This is a genomic window from Mesorhizobium sp. BR1-1-15 (genome assembly GCF_020165475.1).
GTDB lineage: Bacteria > Pseudomonadota > Alphaproteobacteria > Rhizobiales > Rhizobiaceae > Mesorhizobium.
This window is the reverse complement of the sequence record NZ_JAIUIF010000002.1, coordinates 341,526-363,943: the sequence shown is the minus strand read 5'-3', so window position 1 is coordinate 363,943 and position 22,418 is coordinate 341,526. Positions and strand designations below refer to the sequence as shown.

Below are 22,418 nucleotides of genomic sequence, written 5' to 3'. Positions count from 1 at the left end.
CGGAAGCGCCGTCCTGACGACCGACAGTCTCTGACAACGGGCAGCAACATGGCTCGCATCGAGCGCGGACATTGTTTTTGCGGTGCCGTCATGGCGGTGATGGAAGGAGAGCCTTTCTGGATCTGCTTCGATCATGACGACGATTGCCGGCGGGCGACCGGCGGACCGATGACCATCTGGATCGGCTATCGCCCGCACCAGGTCGAGCTGACCGCCGGGAAGCCGAAGACCTTTTCGAAGACGAAGGGGGTCATCCGCTCCTTTTGCGCCGATTGCGGTACCTCGATCTTCTATGCCGACGAAGGCCTGCGTGACGAACTCTATGTCTCGATCGGCTTCATGGACGCGCCGGAGCGGTTTCCGCCACAGGCACAGGCCTATTGGGATATGCACCTGCCATTCATCGACATGGCCGACGGCTTGCCCCGCGTCGACGGCTACACGAGGCGCCGTGATCCAGCCCTGGGCAATCCGCGCGAACGTTGATGACGCGCGCCACACTAGGCCCCGCAGGCTATTGCCCGATCAGGGTCAGGCCAAAGAGAATGGCCAGCCACAGGCCCACCGCCGCGACCGCGAGCCTGGGGAGGATGCCCTCGCCCGCCAGATGCATGAACAGCAGCGCGATCACCACTGTCTTGGCAGCCGCCGCGGCAAGGTTGATCGCGGAATTGAACCCACCGAGGTCGACAAACGAAGAGCCGACGGTAAGCGCCAGCAAGGCGAGCAGCGCGAGATAGGCGAATGTGAGCTTGGCGAGGTCGCTCATCGTCGTCAGGCCCGGTTGATCAGATAGAGGACCGGGAACAGGAACACCCAGACGATGTCGACGAAATGCCAGTAGAGTCCGATCGCCTGCACGCGGCGCGCCCGGCTCGCCTGCGCGGTCCTCGGCCTGAGCAACAGCATGCCGGCAATCACCGCGATGCCGCCTATCAGATGCAGCGCGTGCAGCGATGTCATGGCGAAATAGAGCGCGAAGAAGAATTCGGCATGGGCCGGATCTGGGCCTGCGAAGCGGAACGGCGCGCCGAGCACCGGCGCCAGGCCCTCGCTGAATTCCTTGCTGTATTCGACGGCCTTGATCACCAGAAAGATGCAGCCAAGCAGGCTCGTGGACATCAAGGCCCAGAAGGCGGGCCGCCAACGCCGGGCAGCCGTGAACATATGGGCAAGCGCCATCGCGAAGCTGCTGGTGATCAGAACCGCCGTATTCAGCGTGCCGAGCGGCAATGACAGATGTTGCGACGCCGCGGCGAATGCCGCGCCATAGCTCAATCGGGCGTAGAGGAACACCAGCACGATCGCGCCGAACAGCATCGCCTCGGAGCCGATGAAAATCCACATGCCGAACGCATCGGCCGCCTTCTCGCGGGCCCGTGTATCGAAGGCAATGCTTTCGGTCGGCCCGCTCATGAGGCTTCGTCCCTGTGCGGGCTGAACGTCTCGTGCCTCAGGCCTTTCATGGCATAGTCATAGGCCTGCCGCCTGACCACGGGCATGGTGTCGAAATTATGCGGGGGCGGCGGCGAAGCCGTCTGCCATTCAAGGCCGGTCGCGCCCCACGGGTTGGCCGGCGCCCGCGTCCCGCGAAACAGCGACCAGCCGAGATAGAGCAGCGGCATAAGATAGCCGACGGCCAGAACGACCGCGCCGGCCGAGGACAATACGTGCCAGAACTGAAACTCCGGCGGATAGGTGTGATAGCGCCGCGGCATGCCGAGAAAACCGAGCACGAATTGCGGGAAGAAAGTCAGGTTGAAGCCGAGGAAGGTCACGGTCGCGGCGATACGGCCCCAGGTTTCGGAATAGACGCGGCCGGTGATCTTCGGCCACCAGAAATGCAACCCCGCCATGTAGGCCGTCACCATGCCGCCGACCATGATGTAATGGAAATGCGCCACGACGAAATAGGTGTCATGAACGTGGACGTCGACGGCGAGAGCGGCCAGGAACAGGCCGGCCAGCCCCCCGAAAGTGAACAGCGCCAGGAAAAACAGCGCATAAAGCATGGGCGTCTCGAAAGTGATTTCGCCCTTGCGCAGCGTCAGCGTCCAGTTGAACACCTTTATCGCCGAGGGGATCGCGACGCAGAACGACAGGAACGAGAACACGATGCCGGCATAGGCCGACTGGCCTGATACGAACATATGGTGACCCCAGACCAGGAAGCCGAACACGGCAATCGCCATCGAAGACATCGCCACCGCCTTGTAGCCGAACAGCGGGCGCTTGCTGAAGCAGGGCAGCACTTCGGAAACCACGCCCATGCCGGGCAGGATCATGATGTAGACCGCGGGATGTGAGTAGAACCAGAACAGATGCTGGAACAGCAGCGGGTCGCCGCCCAGCGCGGGATTGAAGATGCCGATACCGAAGGCACGCTCCAGCACGATCAGGATCAGCGAGGCGGCCAGCACCGGCGTCGCCAGCACCATGACCAGCGCGGTCGCATACATCGTCCAGACGAAGATCGGCAGTCTGAACCAGGTCAGCCCCGGCGCGCGTAACGTGTGGACGGTGACGATGAAGTTGATGCCGGTCATGATCGTCGAGAAGCCGACGATGAAGACACCCAGCGCGGCCATCGAAACGAAGCCGTTGGCATAGAGCGTCGAGAGCGGCGTGTAGAAGGTCCAACCCGTGTCGACACCGCCGGCGAGCACCGCGGCCAGGGCAAAGGCGCTGCCGAAGATGAACACGTACCAGCTGGCGAGATTGAGCCGCGGAAAAGCGAGATCGCGCGCGCCGATCATCAGCGGCAGCAGGAAATTGCCGAGCGTCGCGGGGATCGACGGCACCAGGAAGAACCACACCATGATGATGCCATGCAGGGAAAACAGCCTGTTATAGACATCGTCCGACACCAGATCGCCCGCAGGCGACGCGAGTTCGATCCGGATCATCACGGCAAAAGCACCGCCAAGAAAAAAGAACGCCGTCAGCGACATCAGGTAGAGCCAGGCGACGCGCTTGTGGTCGGTGGTCAAGAGCCAGGCGGCAGGTCCGGCCTCCCCATGCAGATAGCTCGAAGGCGCCAAGGCTTGCCTGCTCATTGGGTCGCCCCGCTTTCCCTGGTTGCTCGCGGCGACAGGGATTTGAGATACGCCAGCAGCATCTGTAGCTCCTGCTCGTCGACAAGGCCGTCAAAGCTCGGCATCACGGGTTCATACCCGGCGGCGATCTCCTTCTTCGGATTGAGGATGGAATCGCGCAAATAGCGGTCGTCGGCAATGACGGTCTGTTGATTGTCCAGGGCCACCGGCCGTCCGAAGACCCCAGCCAGATCCGGCGCCCTCACCTTGGTGGAATTGCCGTGGCAGCCGGAGCAGCCGAGCGCGCGGAAGAGTTTTTCGCCGTCGGCCGCAAGCGTTTCACCCTGGCCCTGCTTGCCCAGCCACGCCGCATATTCTTGCGGCGGCATCACGGTCACCCAGCCGCCCATCTCCGAATGCTGGGTGCCGCAATATTGCGCGCAGAACAAATGATACCGCCCGGGCTCGCTGGCGATGAACCAGACATGCGTGGTGCGCCCCGGCACCGCGTCCTGCTTGACCCGGAAGGCAGGTACGAAGAATGAGTGGATCACGTCCTGCGATGCCAGCGACACGATCACCGCCTCGCCGACCGGCACATGCAGTTCGTTGATTTCACGCTGGCCGCCAGGATGACGGAACTCCCACATCCATTGCTTACCAAGGCCGGCGATCTCGAGTGCGTCAAGGGGCGGGTGTTCGCGGCGCAGGAACAGCACGGCTCCCCATCCGAAGATGGTGAAAGCGATCAGCAGGCTGGCGACTGTCCAGGTCACCTCGAGCGGCGTGCTGCGCGCACGCTCCCCCGTTCGCTCCACCTTGGAGCCGGCGCGATATTTGATGGCGTAGAAAACGACCAGGCTGGTCAGGAAGACGCCCAGCGCGACGGTGAAGGCAAGCAGCACGTAGAACAGGGCGTCGACACTGCCGGCAATCGAGGAGGCCTGCGGCGGCGTAAAAGGGATGCCGAACGTCAAATCGGCCTCCTTCGCGACAGAACGAGGATGGTGGCGCCAAGGCCAAGCAGCGTCGCCATGCCAGTCACCTTCACGACTGCCCGGACCGCTGGCGTGTACTGGCCCTTTGATGCATCGAAGCCGGCACACAGCAGAAAGATGTGATCGGCGATAGAGCCAAGCCGCCCGGCCGACGCCTCGACCAGGGCAAGCCTGAGATCTCGCGGCTCGAAACTCAGCGCCGGAAGCACTTGCGCGATGCGGCCTTGCGGCGTCAGCGCGATGACCGCGATCGGGTGGACATATTGCGAGATCCGGTCGCGCCGGTCGAATGTGATGCCGGCCTCCGCGGCAAGGGCGGCGCCAGCGCCATCCTCGCTGGTCAGGAAGCGCCACGCGGACAACCCTGCCTGACCGGCGGACCGCCCGACTTCGGCTTGGATGGACGCCGCATCCGCGACGGTCTCGGAAGCATCTATCGAGACGAAGAGAGCGTGGTAGGTCGCGGGATCGAGGCCGGTCTTGTTCAGATCCGAGGCAACCGCCTGCTGGGTCACGCCGCAGAGATTGGGGCATTTGTCGTAACCGAAGATGAGCAGCGCCGGCCGCCCGCCGAGAATGCCGGAAAGCGTCTGCCGTCCGCCCGAAGCCTCGCGGAAGACTGTGTCGAGGCTGAGCTGCGCGCCGATCTGCGGTTCGAAAACCGGCCGCGCGCGCACGCTGGCGGTCATTGCAGCCAGGAGCACGAGCGGCAGGACCAAACGCCTCATGGCCTCGCCCCCATGGCCGGTGCGGCCTGGCCCTGCTGCGGCGCCCTGGCGTTTGGCTGCGCCGCGTCCGCTCGGGCGCGGCAAATGCCGGCCTGCGGCGCGCGCGGAACCTGGCCTTCGAGCAAGGCGCAGTCCTCACCGGCCGCAGCGGGCGTTACCGCCTCCGGCAGTCCCTGCGCGGCGATCAGCTTCATGGCGTCGTCGATCGGAATGCGCGCGATGCCACCATTGCGGTCGACCCATGCAAGCATGCCGAGTTCACGATCTTCCTGCTGACGGAACGCGGCAAGATCGGCCCCGGGGAAATCCTGCAAGGCGGGACCTGCGGCGCTGCCGTTCATCTGCGTGCCCGCAAGTGGCCAGAACGGGGCCGTATCGAAAATCAGTCTCAGCCCAAGCGCGGCGAGCGCCAGGAAGACAAGCAGGCCGAGGCCAATGAGCACGAGCGCCCTCGGCCAGACATCGCGTGTTTCGGGATGACGCACGACCTTAGCCACGGGCCAGCCTCCCGCGCCAGACGACGATGCGATCAGGCCTGGTCCAGATATAGACGAAGCACCCGAACCAGATGCCGCCCGCGCCGACCATTGCCGCGAGGTCCGGCCACGACACTCCTGCACCGAGGGCGGACAAAGCCGGCCGGACGCGCCAGGCGACATCGGCGAAATGTCCGGCCAGCAGGAACGCGCCGAGCCCTATCAGGCCAACGCGGCTGCGCTTGACGGAGCGGTTCAGGAAACCGGCGAAGGGCAAGGCAAATTGCAGCGCGATCAGCAGCCAAAGCAGATACTGCCAGCCATTTCGACCACGGATGACATACCAATGGATTTCGTCGGGCAGGTCGCCGCCCCAGACGACCAGCCACTGCATGAATGCCAGATAGGCCCAGATGAGCATGAAGCCGAACATCATGTTGGCGAGGTCTTCGCCGAGCGCCACGTCCTCCTCGCCACCCGGCGCCGACTCGATCGCACGGCCGGCCGAGAGCACCGCCAGCGCCAGCCCGCACACGCCGACGACCTCGGCCGCCGCTTCGAGCATCGCATAGATGGTGGAGGAAAAATCCGGCTCTATCGACATCATCCAATCGATGGCAAACACCGTCACGGCAAAGCCGTGCGCGACGAGCCCGATGGCGTAGCCGCCGCCGGTCCTGCTTGCGGCCGAACCGGGCGCCGTCCAGCCAAGTACAAGCCAGGCCAGCGCCAGCCAGACGACAGCATAGACGATGAAACGAACGACGAAGAATGGCACGTTGAGATAGGTCATTTTCTGGCGCACCGCTTCCGTCAGCGCCGGGTCGGCTCCTGCCCAGGGAAAGACCAGATCGAGCCGCGCAAGCACCGGCAGCATCAACAGCAGCGCGACAGGCAAGGTCGCGACGGCGGCCCGCAGCGGCGGCCGCAACGCGTCGCCCCAGCGCCCCCCGGTCAGCCCGTGCACCATGAGCAGGGTCATTGCGCCAAGCGGCAATCCGAGCAGGAACACCGCCGTCATCAGCCAGCCGGCCAGTGTCGCGCGCGGGGCGACGAACAGCCCGGCCGCGCACAGAGAGAGCCCTGCGGCGGCGGCTGCGAGCAGCAGGACGAGGTGGTCGTCGGGCCGGGCGGCGCGCTTCATCGTGCCGCCTCGGCATCGAGTTTCGCGCGAAGAGATTCGGGCAGCGTGCCGGCCGCAGCATGACGCGAATATTGCAGCGCCCGGATATAGGCCACGATCGCCCAGCGGTCCCGCGGCTCGACACGCGCGGCATAGGGATACATTGCACCGTAACCGTCGGTGATGACGTCGTAGAAATGCCGGTCCGGCGCCTTGCGCAGCGCATCTTGATGGTAGGTCGGAGGCGGCGGGAAACCACGCCTGACCACCATCCCGTGCCCGTCGCCGGTGCGGCCGTGGCAGGGAGAGCAGAATATGTCGAAGCGCTGCTGCCCACGCTGAAGCAGTGCCATGGTGATCGGGTACGGGAATTTGTCCGGCGTCGCCGCCAGGTCGGCGTCACGCGTCACCGTGCCTTCGACCGGTGTCCTTGCCGACATGCCGTCGGCGAACTCTCTGCTGTTTTCGAGCGGATCGTAGCGAGGCTGGTCGGCCATGTCCTGCTTGCAGGCGCCGAGGAGCAGGCAAACCGGCAAAAGCAGCCGCGGGTTCATATCGCCACCTCTTCGACCGTCTCGGCGCCAAGCCGTGTCAGCTGCCCCTTGGTGACGCCCTTGCGGTATTTCGGGTCGGTGGCCTCGATCAGCAGGTAGAACTTGCCGCCGCTCGCGTAGGTGAAGCTCTCGGCGTTGAAGACGGGGTGATAATATTGCGGCAGCCGGTTCTCGGCCAGCATGCCGAAGAAGCCGGCAAACACGCTGGCCAGGATCGCGGCTTCGAAGGCGATGACCGTGAACGGCGGCCAGGAATGCAGCGGCCGGCCGCCGACATTGACCGGATAGTCGATCTCGACGGAATAAAGGATCAATGCATAGACCAGCACGCCGCCGGCGACACCACCCGCCAGCATGACCCATGGCAGCCGTGTCTTTCGCATGCCCAATATGTCTGTCAGGCCGTGCACCTCGAACGGCGAGAACGCATCCATATGCCGGTAGCCCTTGTCGCGCATCGCTTGCGCCGCCCTGGTCAGCGCATCCGGATCGGCGAAAGCCGCGATGACGCCATGGACGCTCATGCCGCGCCGCCTTTCTGCTCGGCCAGTTCCTCGACCTCGAAGATGGTTATCGCCGGCAGGATGCGGATAAACAGGAAGACCAGCGCGAAGAAGGTGCCGATCGATCCGAACAGGATGCCGAAATCGAGCCAGGTCAGCGACTGCTCGCCCCAGGACGACGGCAGGTAGTCGCGGCTCGGGCCGGTCACCACGATGATGTAGCGCTCCAGCCACATGCCGATGTTGATGACCAGAGCGATCGAAAACAGCAGCGGCATATTGGATCGCACACGGCGAAACCAAAGCAGTTGCAGCACCGCGCAATTGCAGAAGAGCATGGTCCAGAACAGCGGCGCATAAGGGCCGACGGCGCGCTGGACCATCATCGCGCGCTCGTAAGGCTCACCCGAATACCAGGAGAAGAACGCTTCCGATGTATAGCCGTAAATGACGACCATGCCGGCCGCGATCATCAGTTTGGCGGCGTTGTCCATGTGGCGCGGCGTGATCAGGTCTTCCACAGCGAATGCCCAGCGCAAGGGAATGGCTATGGTCAGCACCATGGCGAAGCCGGAGAGGAGCGCGCCGGCGACGAAATAGGGCGGAAAGATCGTCGAATGGAAGCCCGGCGCTATGGCGAAGGTGAAATCGAGGGCGACGATCGAATGCACCGATACGACCAGCGGTGTCGCAAGCGCCGCCATCAGGAAATAGACCGTCCGATAGCGCGCCCAATGATAGGCCGAGCCGCGCCAGCCAAGGGCGAGGGCGCCGTAGAAAAGTTGCCCACCGCGCGACTTCGCCCGGTCGCGCAGCACGCCGAGATCAGGCAGCAATCCCGTGTACCAGAACAGCAGCGAGACGGTGGCGTAGGTGGAAATTGCGGCGAAGTCCCAGACCAGCGGGCTGCGCCATTGTGGCCAATGCATGTGGGTGTTGGGCAGGGGCAGGAGCCAATAGAAGAACCACGGCCGGCCAAGATGCAGGATAGGGTAGAGGCCGGCCATCGCCACGGCAAACAGCGTCATCGCCTCGGCGAAGCGGTTGATCGAGGCGCGCCAGGGCTGGCGCAGCAGCAGCAGCACCGCTGAGATCAGCGTACCGGCATGGCCAATGCCGATCCACCACACGAAACTCGAGATCATCGTGCCCCAGACCACAGGAATGTTGACCCCATAGGCGCCAACGCCGACCGAGACCAGGTAGGTGATGGAATAGAGGAACAGTAATACGAAGGCGAAGCAGACGAAGAACGCCGACCAGAAGAACCGCGGCAACTTCCCTTGCAGGACCACCGCGCTGATACGGCCGCTGATCTCTGGAAAATCGTGACGCCCGCGCAGCACAGGTGTCATGCCTTTGCTCGTCCTGCGGGCGGCCACGTCAGCCATCGCCGCCCTCCGAGCCGGATGTCGCGGCGAGCCTGTCGCTAGGGTTGCTGACCTTGCCCAGATAGGTGGTGCGCGGCCTTGTGTTCAGTTCTTCGAGCAGCGCGTAATTGTGTGGCGAGGCCTTTTCCTGGACGACCTGCGAATCCTTCCTGTTGAGATCGCCGAAGGTGATGGCCTGTGTCGGGCACGCCTGCTGGCAGGCGGTGACGATTTCACCGTCCTCGATCTCCCGGTTCTCGATCTGGGCGCGGATCCGTTTTTGCGAAATGCGCTGTACGCAGTAGCTGCATTTTTCCATGACGCCGCGCGAACGCACTGTGACATCGGGATTGTGGACAGCCTGCTCCGGTCCCGCGCTGTCCTTGTCGAACTCCTGGTACTCCAGAAAATTGAACCGCCGCACCTTATAGGGACAGTTCTGCGAACAGTAGCGCGTGCCGATGCAGCGGTTGTAGACCTGCGCGTTCAGACCGTCATGCGTATGGATGGTCGCATTGACCGGACAGACGACCTCGCAGGGGGCCTTCTCGCAATGCATGCACGGCACTGGCTGGAAGAACATGTCCGGATCGTCGATCCCGCCCGCATAGTAGCGGTCGACGCGCAGCCAGTGCATTTCGTGTCCGAGTGCCGCCTCGTCCGGCCCCACCGTTGCGATGTTGTTCTCGGCCTGACAGGCCGACACGCAGGCCATGCAGCCGATGCAGGCCGACAGGTCTATCGACATGCCCCAGGCTTCCTGGTCGTAGCTCCAGTCGGGGTAGAGCGATTCCACGGGCGCTGGGGGCGCGTGGGCGCGCACGAAATGGGGATTTGCCCTGAACGCATCGAGCGAAGCATGGCGGATGATCGCCCTGCCCTCCATCGCTTGATGATGCTGGGTCGTGACTACACGCGCCGAACCGCCGCGCGGGCTCAGGACGACATCGTCGGCAAACCATGGCGCATCGCTGGTCCGGATCGCGAAGGCATCGTAGCCGCCTGCGAGTGCCGCCACCGAGCCGGCCTTGCGTCCAAAACCGAGCGACAGCGTCACTGTGTCGTCAGGCTGTCCCGGCGTGATCCAGACGGGTGCGTCCAGCGTCCTGCCGTCCCGCGCCAGGTTGACCACCTGCCCGTTTTCGAGCCCCAGGCGCTGCGCGGTGGCTGGCGAGACCAGCGCCGCATTGCCCCAGACGAGCTTGCTTAACGGCCGGGGCAATTCCTGAAGCCAGGATGAATTGGCGTGGCGGCCGTCGCGAAGCCAGGGATCGGCGACGAAGCGAACCTCCAACCCTTTGGTGGCGGCATTGGGTGCCGAGCCATCGCTATCCGGCGGTGCCGAAACGGCAGCGGGACCAGCAGCAGTGTTCGGCACGATGCCGTCGCGCAGCGCCTTGCGCCAGGCCACCTCGTCCATGGCGACCCACGTCCGGCGCACCGGTGCCTGCGCATTGGCGCCGAATTCACCGCCCAGCGCGGCAAGCAACTGATGCAGGCTCTTGCCACCGAACAGAGGCTCTATGAGCGGCTGCACGATCGAAACCGTACCGTCATAGGCCCGGATATCGCTCCAGCTCTCCAACTCGTGCGCGGCTGGGATATGCCAGCGAGCCAGAAACGCCGTCTCATCGCGGTAGAGTCCCCAGTGGACAAGAAGCTTCAGGCTCGAAAAAGCCTTCCGTGCATCGAGGTCCGATGGCGCCGTGTGCAAGGGATTGGCGCCGAGCACGACGGTCTTGTCGATCGAACCATCCGTGATGGCCCCGCAGAGCGTGGCAAGATCGCCATCCGCCGGCATGGCATCAGGCGGCTCGATCAATTGCAGCGTGTTGCCAAGGGCACCAAGCCTGGCGTTCATAGCGAAGGCCAAGGCATGCACGAACGGTGCCTGGTGCGCTCCGGGCACCACAAGCGCATTGCGGCCGGCGCTGCGCAGATCGTCGACAAGCGCGTTTATCCATTCCGGATCGAGCGGCGACAAGCCGACCGCGGCATTGTCGCCATCAAGGGCGGCCTTGATCGCCGCCGCAACGCTTGCGACGGCGCTTGGCCTGATAGCTCGGCGATGGTCGGCGGCAGCACCCGTGATGGTGGGAGTCGTCTCGACGACATAGAGGCGACTCATCGTGTCCGTCGATTTGCGCACCCGCCGCCGCTGCGCGAAATCACGAGCATAGGCCAGGCGCCCCGGACCATCGCCCAGGAAATCGGCATCCAGGCTGACGATCACATCGGCGCGGTCGAAACGGTAGATCGCCGTCAACGGCCTGCCGAACAATGTACCCGTTGCCTGTTCACCGGAATTGGCCGCAAGCGGATCGTGGCGGAAGACGCGAAGTCTGGGATAGCGCACCCTCAGCGCCGCGATCTGCGCCTTCGTCGTCGGCGATGTCGTCGCCTCGAGCAGCAATGCCAGCCCTTGCCCGCCTGAAGCAAGGAATCCACCAGCCAGTTCGGCGATATCTTTCAGGAACTCATCGTAACTTGCGGGCTCGCCCAGCTTGAGCGGCGTGCGAGATCGCTCGGGATCGAACAGCGACAACACCGCCGCCTGCATGACGGCATCGGTGGCGCCGCGCGATGCCGGATGATCCGGGTTGCCCTCGACCTTTGTCGGCCGGCCCTCATGGCTCTCGATCACGGCTCCGATGCCGTAGCCGTCGCTGGAGAGGGCTGTCGCGTAGTAGAGCGGCCGGCCGGGAATGATGTTCTCCGGCTGGCGGACATAAGGCACGATGCTCTCGGCCTCGCTGCAGGCGGCCAGTCCGGCCAGCGACAGCGATGCACCCATCAGTTTCAGGACGGTGCGCCGGTCGAAGCCAGGCTGAAGGGGATCGGCCATCGCGGGGAATTCCGCCTCCACAAAGCGCTGGAACTCCGCCGTGTCAGCCAGTTCGTCCATGCTTCGCCATGGCTCGCGCCCCGCCGCGGCGACCCGCAATGCCGCAAGATCGAAAGCCGGATTTCGGTCAACGGTGGCAGACATAGCAATCCGTCATGGTCTCGGGATGAATGTCGAGCACGCTGATCAGGGAACGCCGGATCTGCTCGATGTCGTTAGGCGGCTTCCAGTGCATCAGGAAAACGGCTTGCGGCGGGCGAAGGTTGGGACCGGGGTCGCGGTGGCAGCCAAGGCACCATTCCATCGACAATGAATGCGCCCGTCGCGTCAGCGGCATCTCGTCGACCGCGCCATGGCAGGTCTCGCAGGCGATGCCCTTGGCGATATGGATGGAGTGGTTGAAGTAAACGAAATCCGGCACCGAATTGACCCGCTGCCATTGCAGCGGCTGTCCCGAGGCGAGACTTGCGCGCACCGGCGCCAACATCTCGGCATTGGTGAAGAGCTGCGAATGACAGGTCATGCACACTTCTGTCGCCGGCAGCCCCGCCGAGGCTGATGTCTCGACCCCGTTGTGGCAATAACGACAGTCCAGTCCGATATCGCCGACATGATGCTTGTGGCTGAACGGAACGGCCTGGGCCACCGGTTGCCCCACGCCGGTAACGAACCCTGAACGCAAAAACGCCGTGCCGCCGACGGCCGCCAGAAGCGCGAAACAGCAAACACCCCACAGAAAGAAGCGGGCAATCCCATTGGCGTTGCTGGAAAAGACCTGCGGCATCCTCGCCGATTTTTCGCTTGGAACAAGCTTTTGGATCGAGCGCCTAACGGCGGCAAAGCGACAAAGGTTCCGTCGGCGCGGAATGCTCACAAAATGGTGAGTTGGGAGCACCCTCGAAAACCGCGGCCGATCGCAACCATGCGGGACGGCCAGCGTTCGAAACAATCATGAGCCTGTCGTAATGGAAATGCTGTCATGACTTCTGCCAATCCGAATCTCGCGGACAGGCGTCGCTCCGGCGTCGCCTTCTGGTGGACTATGTTCGTGGGTGTGCTGCTGGCAATACTTGGTCTGCTGATCGGCGCAGGCGGCGCCTGGCTCGTCGCGCTGGGCGGCTCCTGGTACTATTTGCCCACCGGAGTGGCTCTCCTGGCGGCGGGTGTTTTGCTTTTGAGCGGCAATGCCGCCGGAGTCTGGCTCTACGTCCTGACCTGGATCGCGACGCTCGCCTGGGCTTATTGGGAAGTTGGCATGGACGGCTGGGGGTTGATGCCCCGGGTGCTCGCGCCGACGGTCATCCTGATCTTCGTTCTTTTGACCTTGCCTGCCTTTCGCGCCGGGCACGCGAAACGGGTTCGCGACCGCGGCTGCGCGGCCGCATCCGCTGCCCTTTTCATTGTCGGCTGCGCGATCGGGCTTCAGCATTTCACGCCCTCGGCACAATCCCAGGAGGCATCCCCGGTTGCCCCGGTCACGCCACCCGCCGCAGGAAGCGCATCTGGTCAGTCTCCGGTCAGCCCTCAGCCCAATGTCGCGATACACCAGGCTGGACCGAATTGGCCCGTCTATGGCGGCTCGGAACTTGCCACCCGCTATTCTCCCCTCAAACAGATCACCGCCGACAACGTCGCGAAGCTGACCAAAGTTTGGGATTTCCACACGGGCGATATGCCAAGCAAGGCGGCGACCGACAAATACTCCCCGGAAAACACCCCCCTCGAAGTGGACGGGCACCTGTTTGCATGTTCGGCCAAGGGCATCGTCATCTCGGCCAACGCGGCAACCGGCAAGGAGGAGTGGCGCTATGATCCGAAGGTATCCGACGCCGCCATCCCATACGGCGCCAGTTGCCGGGGCGTCGCCTACTACGCCGTTCCAGGCGCAAGCGCCGATCGACCATGCGCAACACGCATCCTGTGGGGCACGCTCGATGCAAGGCTGATTGCCATCGACGCCAGGACCGGGAAGGCATGTGGCGATTTCGGCCAGCAGGGCGTTGTCGATCTCACCCAGGGGCTCGGCAAGACCGTGCCCGGCTGGTATTCGGTGACGGCGCCTCCGACCGTCGTGCGCGGCATTGCCGTGCTTGGCGCCCAGGTGCAGGACGGCCAGGCCGAGGATGCGCCGTCAGGCGTCGTGCGCGGCTATGACGTGATGTCGGGGAGACTGGTCTGGGCTTGGGACATGGGCCATCCGGACCGCACGGGCGCACCGCCCCAGGGCGATACCTACACGCGCGGCACGCCGAACATGTGGACCGTGGCCGCCGCCGATCCGCAGCTCGGCTATGTCTTCCTGCCGCTCGGCAACGCCGCCGTCGACTATTACGGCGTCGATCGCAAGGACTTCGAAAACCAATACAATTCCTCAATCGTCGCCATCGATGTCACGACGGGCAAGCCGGTCTGGCATTTTCAGACCGTTCATCATGACCTTTGGGACTATGACCTCGGTTCGCAGCCGACGCTCGTCGATTTTCCGTCAGTTAATGGAAAGGTTCCCGCAATTATCGTGCCCAGCAAGCAGGGCCAGATCTACGTGCTCGACCGCAAGACCGGAAAATCGCTGTTCCCGGTCGAAGAACGGCCGGTGCCGTCGGGCGGCGTCGAACCAGAGAAATTGTCCAGGACGCAGCCTTATTCCGACTATGCGCATCTCGACCAGCCTGTGCTGACCGAGAAGGATATGTGGGGCATGAGCCCGCTCGACCAGCTCTACTGCCGCATCCAGTTCCGGCAGGCTTCCTACCAGGGCGAATATACGCCCCCCACGGTGGACAAGCCTTTCATCGAATATCCCGGCTACAATGGCGGCTCCGACTGGGGAAGCGTCGCCGTCGACACCGATGCCGGCATCCTGGTCGCCAATTACAACGACATGCCCAACTATGATCAGTTGATACCGCGCCAAAAGGCGGACCAGATAGGCTTCAGGTCGATCGAACAGGGCGGCGCTTCGAAAAGGGCCAAGGACATGGGTGACCCGCAGATGGGTTCGCCGTACGCCATTGCCGTCAACGCGGGCTGGCGCCTCTCGACGGGGCTGCTTTGTTCCGAGCCGCCTTACGGCCATATCCGTGCCATCGAGTTGAAGACAGGCAAGACGCTCTGGGACAAGCCGCTCGGCGAGGCGGTCGAGAATGGCCCCTGGCGCATCCCGTCCATGCTGCCGCTGGATATCGGCACGCCAAACAATGGCGGGCCGCTCGTGACCGCCGGCGGCCTGATCTTCATCGCGGCGGCGACGGACGACAAGCTGCGCGCCATCGACATCAAGACCGGCAAGGTGGTCTGGCAGACGGATCTGCCCGCTGGCGGCCAGACCACCCCGATGACCTATGAGGTCGGCGGCCGGCAATATGTCGTCATCGCGCCCGGCGGTCATCATTTCATGGAGACGAAGGTCGGCGACGACGTGATCGCCTATGCGTTGCCGGCCGACTGATGGCGCGCCCGGCGTGGCCCGGACTGGCTTGCGCTTGTCGGCTGGCAAAGCGTGACCCCGGCCGTCAGCTCCCGTGATTTCTGGGGAACCTTGCCGGGATGAGCAGGTTTAGCTGCCTGAGACACTCCAAATTCGTCGGAAGGAGCAGCTCATGAGCAACGATCCCGACAAGGAGGGGCCTGTTTTTCCGCAGAGGATGCGCGGCAAGGCGAGATTATCCTGCGAACGCGAACGCGCCGTATCATCTTCATTGCGGGACTTGTCGGCATCGTGCTGGTGATGATGCTGCTGCACTTCGCCTAGCGCGGCCGGCCACAAACCCTCAATCTGAAACAGGAACTTTTTCGGACGCGGGTCCGTTGATTTACGTCCTTCCAGTACGCGGCTTTTGCCGCACCAACCCTACCGCGGACCGCTAACGTGGACACGAATTCTCCAGACGTCGCACCGGTCGACGAAAGACCTCAAACAAAACGTCGCCCCGATGCACGACCGAAGCGCGCCTCGTCGCGCCCACAACCGAAACAGGACCTCGATGCTTCCGCCGGGAACAAAGAGGGCCTGTTCGGCTCGCTCAGGCGGCACCCCTACGTCACCGCGGCGGTCATCCTTGTTCTGCTGCTGGCATCGGCCGCAGCGATAATCTGGTGGCTCCAGGCGCGACAGTATGAATGGACCGACGATGCCTTCATCGACGCCCGTACCGTAACCATAGGTGCCGAAATCGCCGGCCGCATCACCGATGTGGCGGTGACCGACAATCAGAGCGTAAAGGCCGGCGATGTCCTGCTGCGCATCGATGACAGGGATTATCAGGCATCCCTCAAGCAGGTTCAGGCGCAGGTGGCGCAGGCCGACGCCGAAACCGCTGACATCGCAGCCCAGATCGAAGCGCAGCAGGCCAAGGTGGACCAAGCCCAGAAGCAGGTGTCGCAAGGCCGGGCAGCGCTTGATTTCGCGAAAGCCGAAAATCAGCGCAACAGCGAATTGCTTGCCAAGGGAACCGGAACGCTGCAGCAGGCGCAACAGGCTGCCTCGACGCTTCGCCAGGCCCAGGCGACGCTCGACAGCTCGCAGGCGAACGTCGTGGCGGCCCAGAGACAAGTCGCCGTCCTCGAGGCCCAGCGCAAAAGCGTGGCGGCAAAACTCGACCAGGCCCATGCCAGCGAAGAGCAGGCCCGCACCGCGCTTTCCCGCACCTCGATCACCGCTCCGGTGGCCGGACGGGCGACGAACATATCCGCCGCCGTGGGCGCATATGCCCAACCGGGGCAAGTGCTGATGATGTTCGTGCCCGAGGACGTGTGGGTGAAGGCCAACTTCAAGGAAACACAACTCGACCTTATGCGGCCTGGCCAGCCCGTCGAGATCGATATCGACGCCTACCCGGAGCAGACCTTCAGGGGCCACGTCGACAGCATCCAGGCCGGCAGCGGAACCGCTTTCAGCCTGCTGCCCGCAGAGAACGCGACCGGCAATTTCGTCAAGGTGGTGCAGCGCGTGCCCGTGAAGATCGTCTTCGACAAGAAGACCGGCCTGCTGCTCGGGCCCGGCATGTCCGTCGTGCCGACGGTCAAGGTGCGATGACCGGCCAGGCGACCGCGCAAGCCGGCGAAAGCCGGTCCGCCGCGGGCGGGCGCAATCCCTGGCTTATCGCCATCGTCGTCTCCATCGCCACCTTCATGCTGGTGCTCGATACGTCCATTGCCAATGTGGCGCTGCGCAACATAGCCGGCAGCCTCGCGGCCGGAATGGACGAAAGCACCTGGATCATCACCACCTATCTGGTCGCCAATTCCGTCATCATCCCGATCAGCGGCTGGCTCGCCGGCGTGATCGGCCGCAAACGCTACTACATGATCTGCGTCGCTACCTTCACCCTCGCGTCGCTGCTCTGCGGCCTCGCGCCGAACCTGGAAATGCTGATCCTGTTTCGCATCCTTCAGGGGCTGGGCGGCGGTGGGATGGCGCCCAGCGAGCAATCGATCCTCGCCGATACTTTCCCGCCCGAAAAACGCTCGCAGGCCTTCGCGCTCTACGGCATCGCCGTCATCGTTGCACCGACGGTCGGGCCGACCATCGGCGGCTGGCTGACCGACCATTTCTCCTGGCATTGGATCTTCTTCATCAACGTGCCCTTCGGCATCATGTCGTTGGCCCTTGTGCAATGGCTGCTGGTCGAACCAGACGTGCTGGAGCGCGAGCGCCAGGAGAGGCTGAAGGATGGCCTCAAGATCGACTGGATCGGCTTCATCTTCGTCGTGCTGGCGCTCGGATCCCTTGAGATCTTCCTTGACGAGGGCCAGCGCAACGACTGGTTTGCGTCGGGCTTCATCACGACATTCGCCGTGATCTCGGCCGTCTCGTTCTTTTTCCTGATCCCCTGGGAGTTTCGCCATCGCGATCCGATCGTCGACATGCGGCTGGTTTTCACCCGCCAGTTCGGCACATCCTTCCTGGTGATGATGGCGGTCGGCGCGGTGCTGTTCAGCACAACGCAGATATTGCCGCAGCTCCAGCAGACCACCTTCGACTACACCGCGACGCTTTCGGGACTTTCGATGATGCCTGGCGGCATCGCCATGCTGATGCTGATGCCGATTTCCGGCTTCGCCTCCGGCTTCGTGCAGCCGAAATACCTGATCATGATCGGCATGTCGGCGGTTGCCGTGGGATTGTGGCACCTGACTTCACTGTCGCCGAATGCCGGTTTCAGCTATTTCACCTATGCCCGCATTTTCATCACGGTAGGGCTTCCCTTCCTGTTCATCCCCATTTCGACGGCCGCCTATGTCGGCCTGCCGCCGCAAAAGACCAACCAGGCCTCGGCGCTGATCAATGTCGCCCGCAATATCGGCGGCAGCGTCGGCGTATCGCTCTCCAACACCGTCGTGGCGCAGAACGCACAACTGCATCAGACCCATCTGATCGGCAACACGGCGCAGTCCTCGCCTGTCTATCAGCAGATGCTTCGGCGCATGACTGACTATTTCGTCGCTCAGGGCTCGCCCGCGGTCGAGGCGAAAGTCCAGGCGGTCGGCTGGATTGGCCAGACGATAGGCCGGCAGGCGACGCTTCTGGCTTACGTGGACTTGTTTCGCTACTCCGCGATCGCGACCGCCCTGCTCGTGCCGCTCGCACTTTTGCTGCGCTCTCCCAAGTCGAGTTCCTCCGCGAAATAGCTTCTACCGAGGCAGGCGCTCCTTCGAGCAAGGCAGTTTCATGGAACCGGGCGGCGCTTGTCTGGTTACGTCCCATGACACGGAAAAAAGGAGACAGACCGATGGCCAAGGAAAAGATCCGGCCACAAGACGAAGATCGCGAAGCCGTGCATCTGGCCGAAACGACCGACGTCTCGCCCAAGCAGGCGAAAGATCTTATCCGCAAGCACGACAACGACAGGAAAGAGGTGAAAAAGGAAGCCAAGAACTTCAAGGCTGAGGGGTAGGCGTTCGGGCGGATACTGCCGGCCGCTTCGACGCCGCGCGCCTGCCGCAATATGGAACCGGGACGCGAACGGTTCGTTCGAATAAGTGGGCCGGCCTGAAAATTCACCGCCAAGGTTTCTGCACCTTGGCCACAGGACAACGGCAATGAAATCGAAACTGGTTTCGAAAGTCGCGGGACAGAGGACCTTCGTGGTGGTGCTCGAGCCTGGCGAAGAGGCGATTGGCGTGCTCACTGCCTTTGCCAGCGAAGAACAGATCGACGGCGCATCGCTGACCGCGCTCGGCGCGTTCGAGCGAGCAGCGGTCGGTTGGTTCGATTTCGAGGCAAAGGACTATCGCAAGATACCGGTCAACGAGCAGTGCGAGGTTCTCAGCGCGATCGGCGACATTGCCTTGGGCGATGACGGCAAGCCCAGCCTCCACCTGCATGCCGTGCTCGGACTGAGCGACGGAGCGACGCGGGGCGGACATCTGCTGGGCGGCGTGGTGCGACCGACCCTGGAGGTCACACTGGTCGAGTCCCCCGCTCATCTGCGCCGCACGAAACACGCCGATCTCGGCATCGCCTTGATCGACCTGAGCGCCTGACCTGGACATTGCTTCGAGATCAGGTCCAGTTGGAAAGAACCGTCTCCATCTCGACCGTTTCGACCTGCTGCGCGAACCGCTGATGATAGACGGTCATCAGCGCGTCGTGTGTTGCATCCGAAGAGCTGCACAGGGCATCCGTCACCAGAACGACGCGGTAGCCGATATCGATCGCGCCAAGCACTGTCGCCAGAACGCAGACGTCGGTCTCGCCGCCGGTGATGACGAGAGTGTCGATCCGGCGGGATGAAAGCAGCGTGTGCAGATGCCCTTCGGGCCACGGTGAGTAGATGTGCTTGTCGACAACGATCGCCGGCGGGCAGCATGCCGCCAGCGGCGGCAGGAGTTCGATCATCTCCTCGCCGATCCTGTCGATGGTCATCGATGCCCAGCGTTCATAGTACCGCTTCCAGGTGCCGGTGCCCTGCCCCGGGCGTCGCGCCGGAAGGAAGCGAGTGAAGATCGTTTGTGAAGGATATCTTTCGGCAAGGCTGACGATCCGGGGAAGGACACGGGTGATCCAGGGTGTCGCCCACTCCGACGGCTCGGCGAACAGCCGCTGCATGTCGACACACAGATGGGCACAATGATCGCCCAGAGGTCCATATGCCAGACCCGGAGCCGACATCAGCAGCGACCCGCTTTGTCGTCTTCGGCGTCGAGCCGGCACAAGGCGGCCAGGGACGGATACCTGAACGCACATGCCAGCCGCATAGGGGTTCCGTTCAAGTCGACATCCTTGCGCTAGTCCCCAGTTTCTCGAGTGCCGACCAAACGCGAGGCAGCGAAACTCGTTCCCCTCGGGCTCTCGGAAACCACATCATCGGTGGAACGTTGACCAGCATCGAGGTTCGAGAGATCGGCCAATGGTCGCGCAGCAAGAAATGAGAGAACGAACCGGGGGATGCCTGTGCGGCAACGTCCGCTATCGCACCATCTCCAGGCCGCGCACTCACTATTGCCACTGCGACATGTGCCGACGCTCGACCGGCAGTGCGTTCGCAGTCCTGGCGTGGGTACCATCAGCCAGCTTGGAATGGCTTTCCAACAAGCCTTTCTGCCGCAGGTCATCACCCATCGCACAAAGAAGCTTCTGCCGCGACTGCGGATCGCCCATCGCGTTGGCCTACGATGCATCGCCGGATGAGATCGCCCTGCATGTCGGAACCTTCGACGATCCCGCCGATCTCGAGCCACGCTACAATTACGGATCCGCGCAACGGCTCGGATGGACATGCTGCGGTGTGGACCTGCCGCACCACGACGCCGAAGAGCGGTGGTAGAAGCCGTGGCCGCTGCTTTTCCGCTGCCTTTGGATACCCGCCCCATGGAGGCCAAGGCGGCCGACGCACTGCCGGGCGACGACGGTCTCTGGCAGTATGAGCCGAAGTGGGACGGATTCCGCTGCCTGGCCTTCAAAGGCACCGCAAGCGTCGATCTCAGGGCCAAGTCCGGCAAGCCGCTCGGCCGGTATTTTCCGGAAATAACGACACTGTTGCGCGATCTCGATACCCAGTCTTTCGTTCTTGACGGCGAGATAGTCATCGAAGTGAATGGCGATCCTTCCTTCGAGGCCTTGCAGATGCGGCTTCACCCTGCCGAAAGCAGGATTCGCATGCTGAGCGCGCAAACCCCGGCCCGTCTCGTCCTGTTCGATATTCTCGCCGATCCGGACGGGGGGATCATGCTCGACAAGAGCTTGACGGAACGACGGGCCGCGATTGAGCGCTTCGTCATGAGGTCGGGCGTTTCCTCGTTGCGGTTGTCGCCGCGCACCACCGACGTGACCACCGCCAGGCGCTGGCTGGGCGAGGCCGGCCACGGCTCCACCGATGGAGTTGTCGCCAAACTGCTGATGGACCCTTATCGGCCGGGCGAGCGCACCATGATCAAGGTGAAGCGGCTGCGCACCGCGGACTGTGTCGTCGGCGGGTTCCGCTACCTGACGGGCAGCAGCCAGGTCGGATCCCTGCTGCTCGGTCTCTATGACGACCACGGCAAACTCGACCATGTCGGGTTTACGTCGACGATCGGCAAGGACGACAGGGCAGAAATTACCGCGAAGCTCGAGAACCTGAGAGGCGGACCCGGCTTTACCGGCAAGGCTCCCGGCGGGCCGAGCCGCTGGAGCACCGAACGCAGCGGGGAGTGGGAGCCCGTGCGGCCGGAGTTGGTGGTCGAAGTCCGTTTCGATCACGTCACCGGCAATCGGTTTCGCCATGGAACGAAACTGCTGCGATGGCGGCCGGACAAGGCGCCCCGGCAATGCGGGTTCGAACAGATTGAATGAAGGGAGGCTGGCAATGAGCATGCTCTACCGCGCGGCCAAGATTGCCGAGGACGCGCATCGATCGCAGACCGACAAGACCGGGCAACCCTATATCGAACACTGCAGGCGCGTGGTCGACACGGTCGAAACCCTTGACCAGAAGATCGTGGCTTATCTGCATGACGTCCTCGAAAAAGGGGAAGGCTGGACAAGGACAAGGCTGAAATCGGCGGGGTTTGGTCCCTCGATTGTCGCTGCGGTCGATGCGCTGACGAAGAGGCCTGGCGAGAATGAAATCGCTCTCGTGCGCCGGGCTGCGTCAAATCCCCTGGCGCGGCCGGTCAAGCGTGCGGATCTGGCCGACAACCTGTGGCAAGCGCGGCGGGCCGGGATTCCCCTCGCGAAATTTGAAGAGGGCCTGCGCATTCTCGACGAAGACCGCGCAGCGTGAAGGCGACCTGGGCCCGGTGTCATCGCACGACAACCCAATGGAATCGGTTCCCTTGGATAAATCCTGCCGCTGTCCTGCTATTCCACTATGTGAGGCGTGTGGCGCTCGTCTTCAGCGGGATCGGCGTCTATGCGAGCCTTGCCGGGATCGAAGGCGGCGTGGCGAGCAAGCACCCGGACAGGCGCCTCGGGCTCTTCATACGCCCACATGAAATCATCCGCCGATCCGCCAACGGCATGCACGCGCCAATAGCTCGCAGTGCCTTTTGGCGATATCGAGGTGGTATCGGTTTTCTCGAGCAGGTCGAAATAGATGTCCTGGAACGGGATGTAGAACACAGGATCCCTCCCCGTTTCCTGGACCTGCAGCGCATGTTCGGTGGAGGCGATGATGGCGTCGGAGAATCTGACAGTCACCGTTCCATGGAAAGGCTGAATATGGAGATTGTTTCCCGACGGTGATCGGGGCTCGGCTGAAGGGTTCATTTGAGTGTCTCTGAGATTTCCAATTGGTAAAGTTCAAGGGCCGGTCTCAAAGGCAAAACGAGGTAATGCGGGATTGGTTGCGCGAATGCGGCGGCT

Annotated in this window: 23 protein-coding genes; 9 read left to right on the top strand and 14 right to left on the bottom strand. The window is 63.2% G+C overall.

Going from position 1 to position 22,418, the window contains the following annotated elements; translation table 11 throughout:
* Window positions 1–48 precede the first annotated feature (48 nt).
* The gene (locus LB541_RS05410) at window positions 49–486 is read left to right on the top strand and encodes a GFA family protein (RefSeq protein ID WP_140522221.1); all 438 of its coding nucleotides are present in this window, start codon (window positions 49–51) and stop codon (window positions 484–486) included.
* Between the two features lie 28 nt (window positions 487–514).
* Here LB541_RS05410 and LB541_RS05405 read toward each other — a convergent pair whose 3' ends face one another.
* From LB541_RS05405 to LB541_RS05350, 12 genes are read right to left on the bottom strand one after another with little or no spacing between them, the layout of a single operon-like run.
* Window positions 515–769, bottom strand: a complete 255-nt coding sequence (locus LB541_RS05405; protein ID WP_140522223.1) for a cytochrome C oxidase subunit IV family protein — start codon at window positions 767–769, stop codon at window positions 515–517.
* A gap of 5 nt (window positions 770–774) precedes the next feature.
* Entirely contained in the window at window positions 775–1,416 is a 642-nt protein-coding gene (locus LB541_RS05400) for a cytochrome c oxidase subunit 3 (protein ID WP_224618024.1), read from the bottom strand.
* Window positions 1,413–3,056 carry a cytochrome c oxidase subunit I gene (ctaD, locus tag LB541_RS05395; protein WP_140879247.1) on the bottom strand — a complete coding sequence of 548 codons (1,644 nt, stop codon included), beginning with the start codon at window positions 3,054–3,056 and terminating at the stop codon, window positions 1,413–1,415. Before ctaD ends, LB541_RS05400 begins: the two co-directional genes overlap by 4 nt.
* Complete coding sequence (gene coxB, locus LB541_RS05390) at window positions 3,053–4,012, bottom strand: cytochrome c oxidase subunit II (protein ID WP_224618023.1); 960 nt, start codon at window positions 4,010–4,012, stop codon at window positions 3,053–3,055. The genes ctaD and coxB overlap by 4 nt, the downstream gene beginning before the upstream one ends.
* Window positions 4,009–4,761 (bottom strand): SCO family protein, encoded by a 753-nt coding sequence (locus LB541_RS05385; RefSeq protein ID WP_224618022.1) that lies wholly within the window; start codon window positions 4,759–4,761, stop codon window positions 4,009–4,011. The genes coxB and LB541_RS05385 overlap by 4 nt, the downstream gene beginning before the upstream one ends.
* Window positions 4,758–5,258 carry a hypothetical protein gene (locus LB541_RS05380; protein WP_140496129.1) on the bottom strand — a complete coding sequence of 167 codons (501 nt, stop codon included), beginning with the start codon at window positions 5,256–5,258 and terminating at the stop codon, window positions 4,758–4,760. The genes LB541_RS05385 and LB541_RS05380 overlap by 4 nt, the downstream gene beginning before the upstream one ends.
* Entirely contained in the window at window positions 5,251–6,381 is a 1,131-nt protein-coding gene (locus LB541_RS05375; RefSeq protein WP_140518007.1) for a hypothetical protein, read from the bottom strand. Before LB541_RS05375 ends, LB541_RS05380 begins: the two co-directional genes overlap by 8 nt.
* The gene (locus LB541_RS05370; protein WP_140556188.1) at window positions 6,378–6,914 is read right to left on the bottom strand and encodes a c-type cytochrome; all 537 of its coding nucleotides are present in this window, start codon (window positions 6,912–6,914) and stop codon (window positions 6,378–6,380) included. Before LB541_RS05370 ends, LB541_RS05375 begins: the two co-directional genes overlap by 4 nt.
* Window positions 6,911–7,438, bottom strand: coding sequence for a DUF3341 domain-containing protein (locus LB541_RS05365; protein ID WP_140518005.1), 528 nt, complete (start codon window positions 7,436–7,438; stop codon window positions 6,911–6,913). Before LB541_RS05365 ends, LB541_RS05370 begins: the two co-directional genes overlap by 4 nt.
* Window positions 7,435–8,808 carry an NrfD/PsrC family molybdoenzyme membrane anchor subunit gene (gene nrfD / locus LB541_RS05360; protein ID WP_224618021.1) on the bottom strand — a complete coding sequence of 458 codons (1,374 nt, stop codon included), beginning with the start codon at window positions 8,806–8,808 and terminating at the stop codon, window positions 7,435–7,437. The genes LB541_RS05365 and nrfD overlap by 4 nt, the downstream gene beginning before the upstream one ends.
* On the bottom strand, window positions 8,801–11,776 hold the full coding sequence (locus LB541_RS05355; RefSeq protein ID WP_224618020.1) for a TAT-variant-translocated molybdopterin oxidoreductase: 2,976 nt from the start codon (window positions 11,774–11,776) through the stop codon (window positions 8,801–8,803). The genes nrfD and LB541_RS05355 overlap by 8 nt, the downstream gene beginning before the upstream one ends.
* Window positions 11,760–12,416, bottom strand: a complete 657-nt coding sequence (locus tag LB541_RS05350) for a cytochrome c3 family protein (protein WP_140522240.1) — start codon at window positions 12,414–12,416, stop codon at window positions 11,760–11,762. The genes LB541_RS05355 and LB541_RS05350 overlap by 17 nt, the downstream gene beginning before the upstream one ends.
* Before the next feature lie 195 nt (window positions 12,417–12,611).
* Between LB541_RS05350 and LB541_RS05345 the strand changes: the two genes are divergently transcribed.
* From LB541_RS05345 to LB541_RS05325, 5 genes are all read left to right on the top strand, one after another.
* Window positions 12,612–15,080 (top strand): membrane-bound PQQ-dependent dehydrogenase, glucose/quinate/shikimate family, encoded by a 2,469-nt coding sequence (locus tag LB541_RS05345; RefSeq protein ID WP_224618019.1) that lies wholly within the window; start codon window positions 12,612–12,614, stop codon window positions 15,078–15,080.
* Between the two features lie 420 nt (window positions 15,081–15,500).
* Window positions 15,501–16,667 carry an HlyD family secretion protein gene (locus LB541_RS05340; RefSeq protein ID WP_140556194.1) on the top strand — a complete coding sequence of 389 codons (1,167 nt, stop codon included), beginning with the start codon at window positions 15,501–15,503 and terminating at the stop codon, window positions 16,665–16,667.
* Window positions 16,664–18,262 (top strand): DHA2 family efflux MFS transporter permease subunit, encoded by a 1,599-nt coding sequence (locus LB541_RS05335; RefSeq protein WP_140522246.1) that lies wholly within the window; start codon window positions 16,664–16,666, stop codon window positions 18,260–18,262. Before LB541_RS05340 ends, LB541_RS05335 begins: the two co-directional genes overlap by 4 nt.
* 101 nt (window positions 18,263–18,363) lie before the next feature.
* On the top strand, window positions 18,364–18,528 hold the full coding sequence (locus tag LB541_RS05330; protein ID WP_181165226.1) for a hypothetical protein: 165 nt from the start codon (window positions 18,364–18,366) through the stop codon (window positions 18,526–18,528).
* Between the two features lie 145 nt (window positions 18,529–18,673).
* Window positions 18,674–19,117: a PPC domain-containing DNA-binding protein gene (locus LB541_RS05325; RefSeq protein WP_140522248.1), complete on the top strand. Its 444-nt coding sequence runs from the start codon at window positions 18,674–18,676 to the stop codon at window positions 19,115–19,117.
* Window positions 19,118–19,136: 19 nt separating this feature from the next.
* On the opposite strand, the gene LB541_RS05320 is transcribed toward LB541_RS05325, so the two are convergent.
* A complete protein-coding gene (locus LB541_RS05320) occupies window positions 19,137–19,745 on the bottom strand; it encodes a cysteine hydrolase family protein (RefSeq protein WP_140522250.1) in 609 nt (202 codons plus the stop codon).
* A gap of 238 nt (window positions 19,746–19,983) precedes the next feature.
* Between LB541_RS05320 and LB541_RS05315 the strand changes: the two genes are divergently transcribed.
* Genes LB541_RS05315 through LB541_RS05305 form a run of 3 tightly spaced genes read left to right on the top strand, consistent with a single transcriptional unit; the run spans window position 19,984 to window position 21,837 of the window.
* Window positions 19,984–20,400: a GFA family protein gene (locus LB541_RS05315; protein WP_140658497.1), complete on the top strand. Its 417-nt coding sequence runs from the start codon at window positions 19,984–19,986 to the stop codon at window positions 20,398–20,400.
* The gene (locus LB541_RS05310; protein ID WP_140560377.1) at window positions 20,352–21,407 is read left to right on the top strand and encodes an ATP-dependent DNA ligase; all 1,056 of its coding nucleotides are present in this window, start codon (window positions 20,352–20,354) and stop codon (window positions 21,405–21,407) included. The genes LB541_RS05315 and LB541_RS05310 overlap by 49 nt, the downstream gene beginning before the upstream one ends.
* A 13-nt stretch (window positions 21,408–21,420) precedes the next feature.
* The gene (locus tag LB541_RS05305) at window positions 21,421–21,837 is read left to right on the top strand and encodes an HD domain-containing protein (RefSeq protein ID WP_224618018.1); all 417 of its coding nucleotides are present in this window, start codon (window positions 21,421–21,423) and stop codon (window positions 21,835–21,837) included.
* A gap of 77 nt (window positions 21,838–21,914) precedes the next feature.
* Here LB541_RS05305 and LB541_RS05300 read toward each other — a convergent pair whose 3' ends face one another.
* On the bottom strand, window positions 21,915–22,253 hold the full coding sequence (locus LB541_RS05300; RefSeq protein WP_318012459.1) for a DUF427 domain-containing protein: 339 nt from the start codon (window positions 22,251–22,253) through the stop codon (window positions 21,915–21,917).
* Between the last annotated feature and the right edge of the window lie 165 nt (window positions 22,254–22,418).

Excerpts from the sequence above, each read along its gene's own strand:
- LB541_RS05330 (WP_181165226.1), top strand. The coding sequence starts at position 18,364 with ATGGCCAAGGAAAAGATCCGGCCACAAGACGAAGATCGCGAAGCCGTG.
- LB541_RS05315 (WP_140658497.1), top strand. The coding sequence starts at position 19,984 with ATGGTCGCGCAGCAAGAAATGAGAGAACGAACCGGGGGATGCCTGTGC.
- LB541_RS05370 (WP_140556188.1), bottom strand. The coding sequence starts at position 6,914 with ATGAACCCGCGGCTGCTTTTGCCGGTTTGCCTGCTCCTCGGCGCCTGC.
- LB541_RS05335 (WP_140522246.1), top strand. The coding sequence starts at position 16,664 with ATGACCGGCCAGGCGACCGCGCAAGCCGGCGAAAGCCGGTCCGCCGCG.
- LB541_RS05410 (WP_140522221.1), top strand. The coding sequence starts at position 49 with ATGGCTCGCATCGAGCGCGGACATTGTTTTTGCGGTGCCGTCATGGCG.
- LB541_RS05305 (WP_224618018.1), top strand. The coding sequence starts at position 21,421 with ATGAGCATGCTCTACCGCGCGGCCAAGATTGCCGAGGACGCGCATCGA.
- LB541_RS05310 (WP_140560377.1), top strand. The coding sequence starts at position 20,352 with ATGCTGCGGTGTGGACCTGCCGCACCACGACGCCGAAGAGCGGTGGTA.
- LB541_RS05320 (WP_140522250.1), bottom strand. The coding sequence starts at position 19,745 with ATGTCGGCTCCGGGTCTGGCATATGGACCTCTGGGCGATCATTGTGCC.
- LB541_RS05365 (WP_140518005.1), bottom strand. The coding sequence starts at position 7,438 with ATGAGCGTCCATGGCGTCATCGCGGCTTTCGCCGATCCGGATGCGCTG.
- nrfD (WP_224618021.1), bottom strand. The coding sequence starts at position 8,808 with ATGGCTGACGTGGCCGCCCGCAGGACGAGCAAAGGCATGACACCTGTG.
- ctaD (WP_140879247.1), bottom strand. The coding sequence starts at position 3,056 with ATGAGCAGGCAAGCCTTGGCGCCTTCGAGCTATCTGCATGGGGAGGCC.
- LB541_RS05345 (WP_224618019.1), top strand. The coding sequence starts at position 12,612 with ATGACTTCTGCCAATCCGAATCTCGCGGACAGGCGTCGCTCCGGCGTC.
- LB541_RS05375 (WP_140518007.1), bottom strand. The coding sequence starts at position 6,381 with ATGAAGCGCGCCGCCCGGCCCGACGACCACCTCGTCCTGCTGCTCGCA.
- LB541_RS05385 (WP_224618022.1), bottom strand. The coding sequence starts at position 4,761 with ATGAGGCGTTTGGTCCTGCCGCTCGTGCTCCTGGCTGCAATGACCGCC.
- LB541_RS05325 (WP_140522248.1), top strand. The coding sequence starts at position 18,674 with ATGAAATCGAAACTGGTTTCGAAAGTCGCGGGACAGAGGACCTTCGTG.
- LB541_RS05405 (WP_140522223.1), bottom strand. The coding sequence starts at position 769 with ATGAGCGACCTCGCCAAGCTCACATTCGCCTATCTCGCGCTGCTCGCC.
- LB541_RS05355 (WP_224618020.1), bottom strand. The coding sequence starts at position 11,776 with ATGTCTGCCACCGTTGACCGAAATCCGGCTTTCGATCTTGCGGCATTG.
- LB541_RS05350 (WP_140522240.1), bottom strand. The coding sequence starts at position 12,416 with ATGCCGCAGGTCTTTTCCAGCAACGCCAATGGGATTGCCCGCTTCTTT.
- LB541_RS05400 (WP_224618024.1), bottom strand. The coding sequence starts at position 1,416 with ATGAGCGGGCCGACCGAAAGCATTGCCTTCGATACACGGGCCCGCGAG.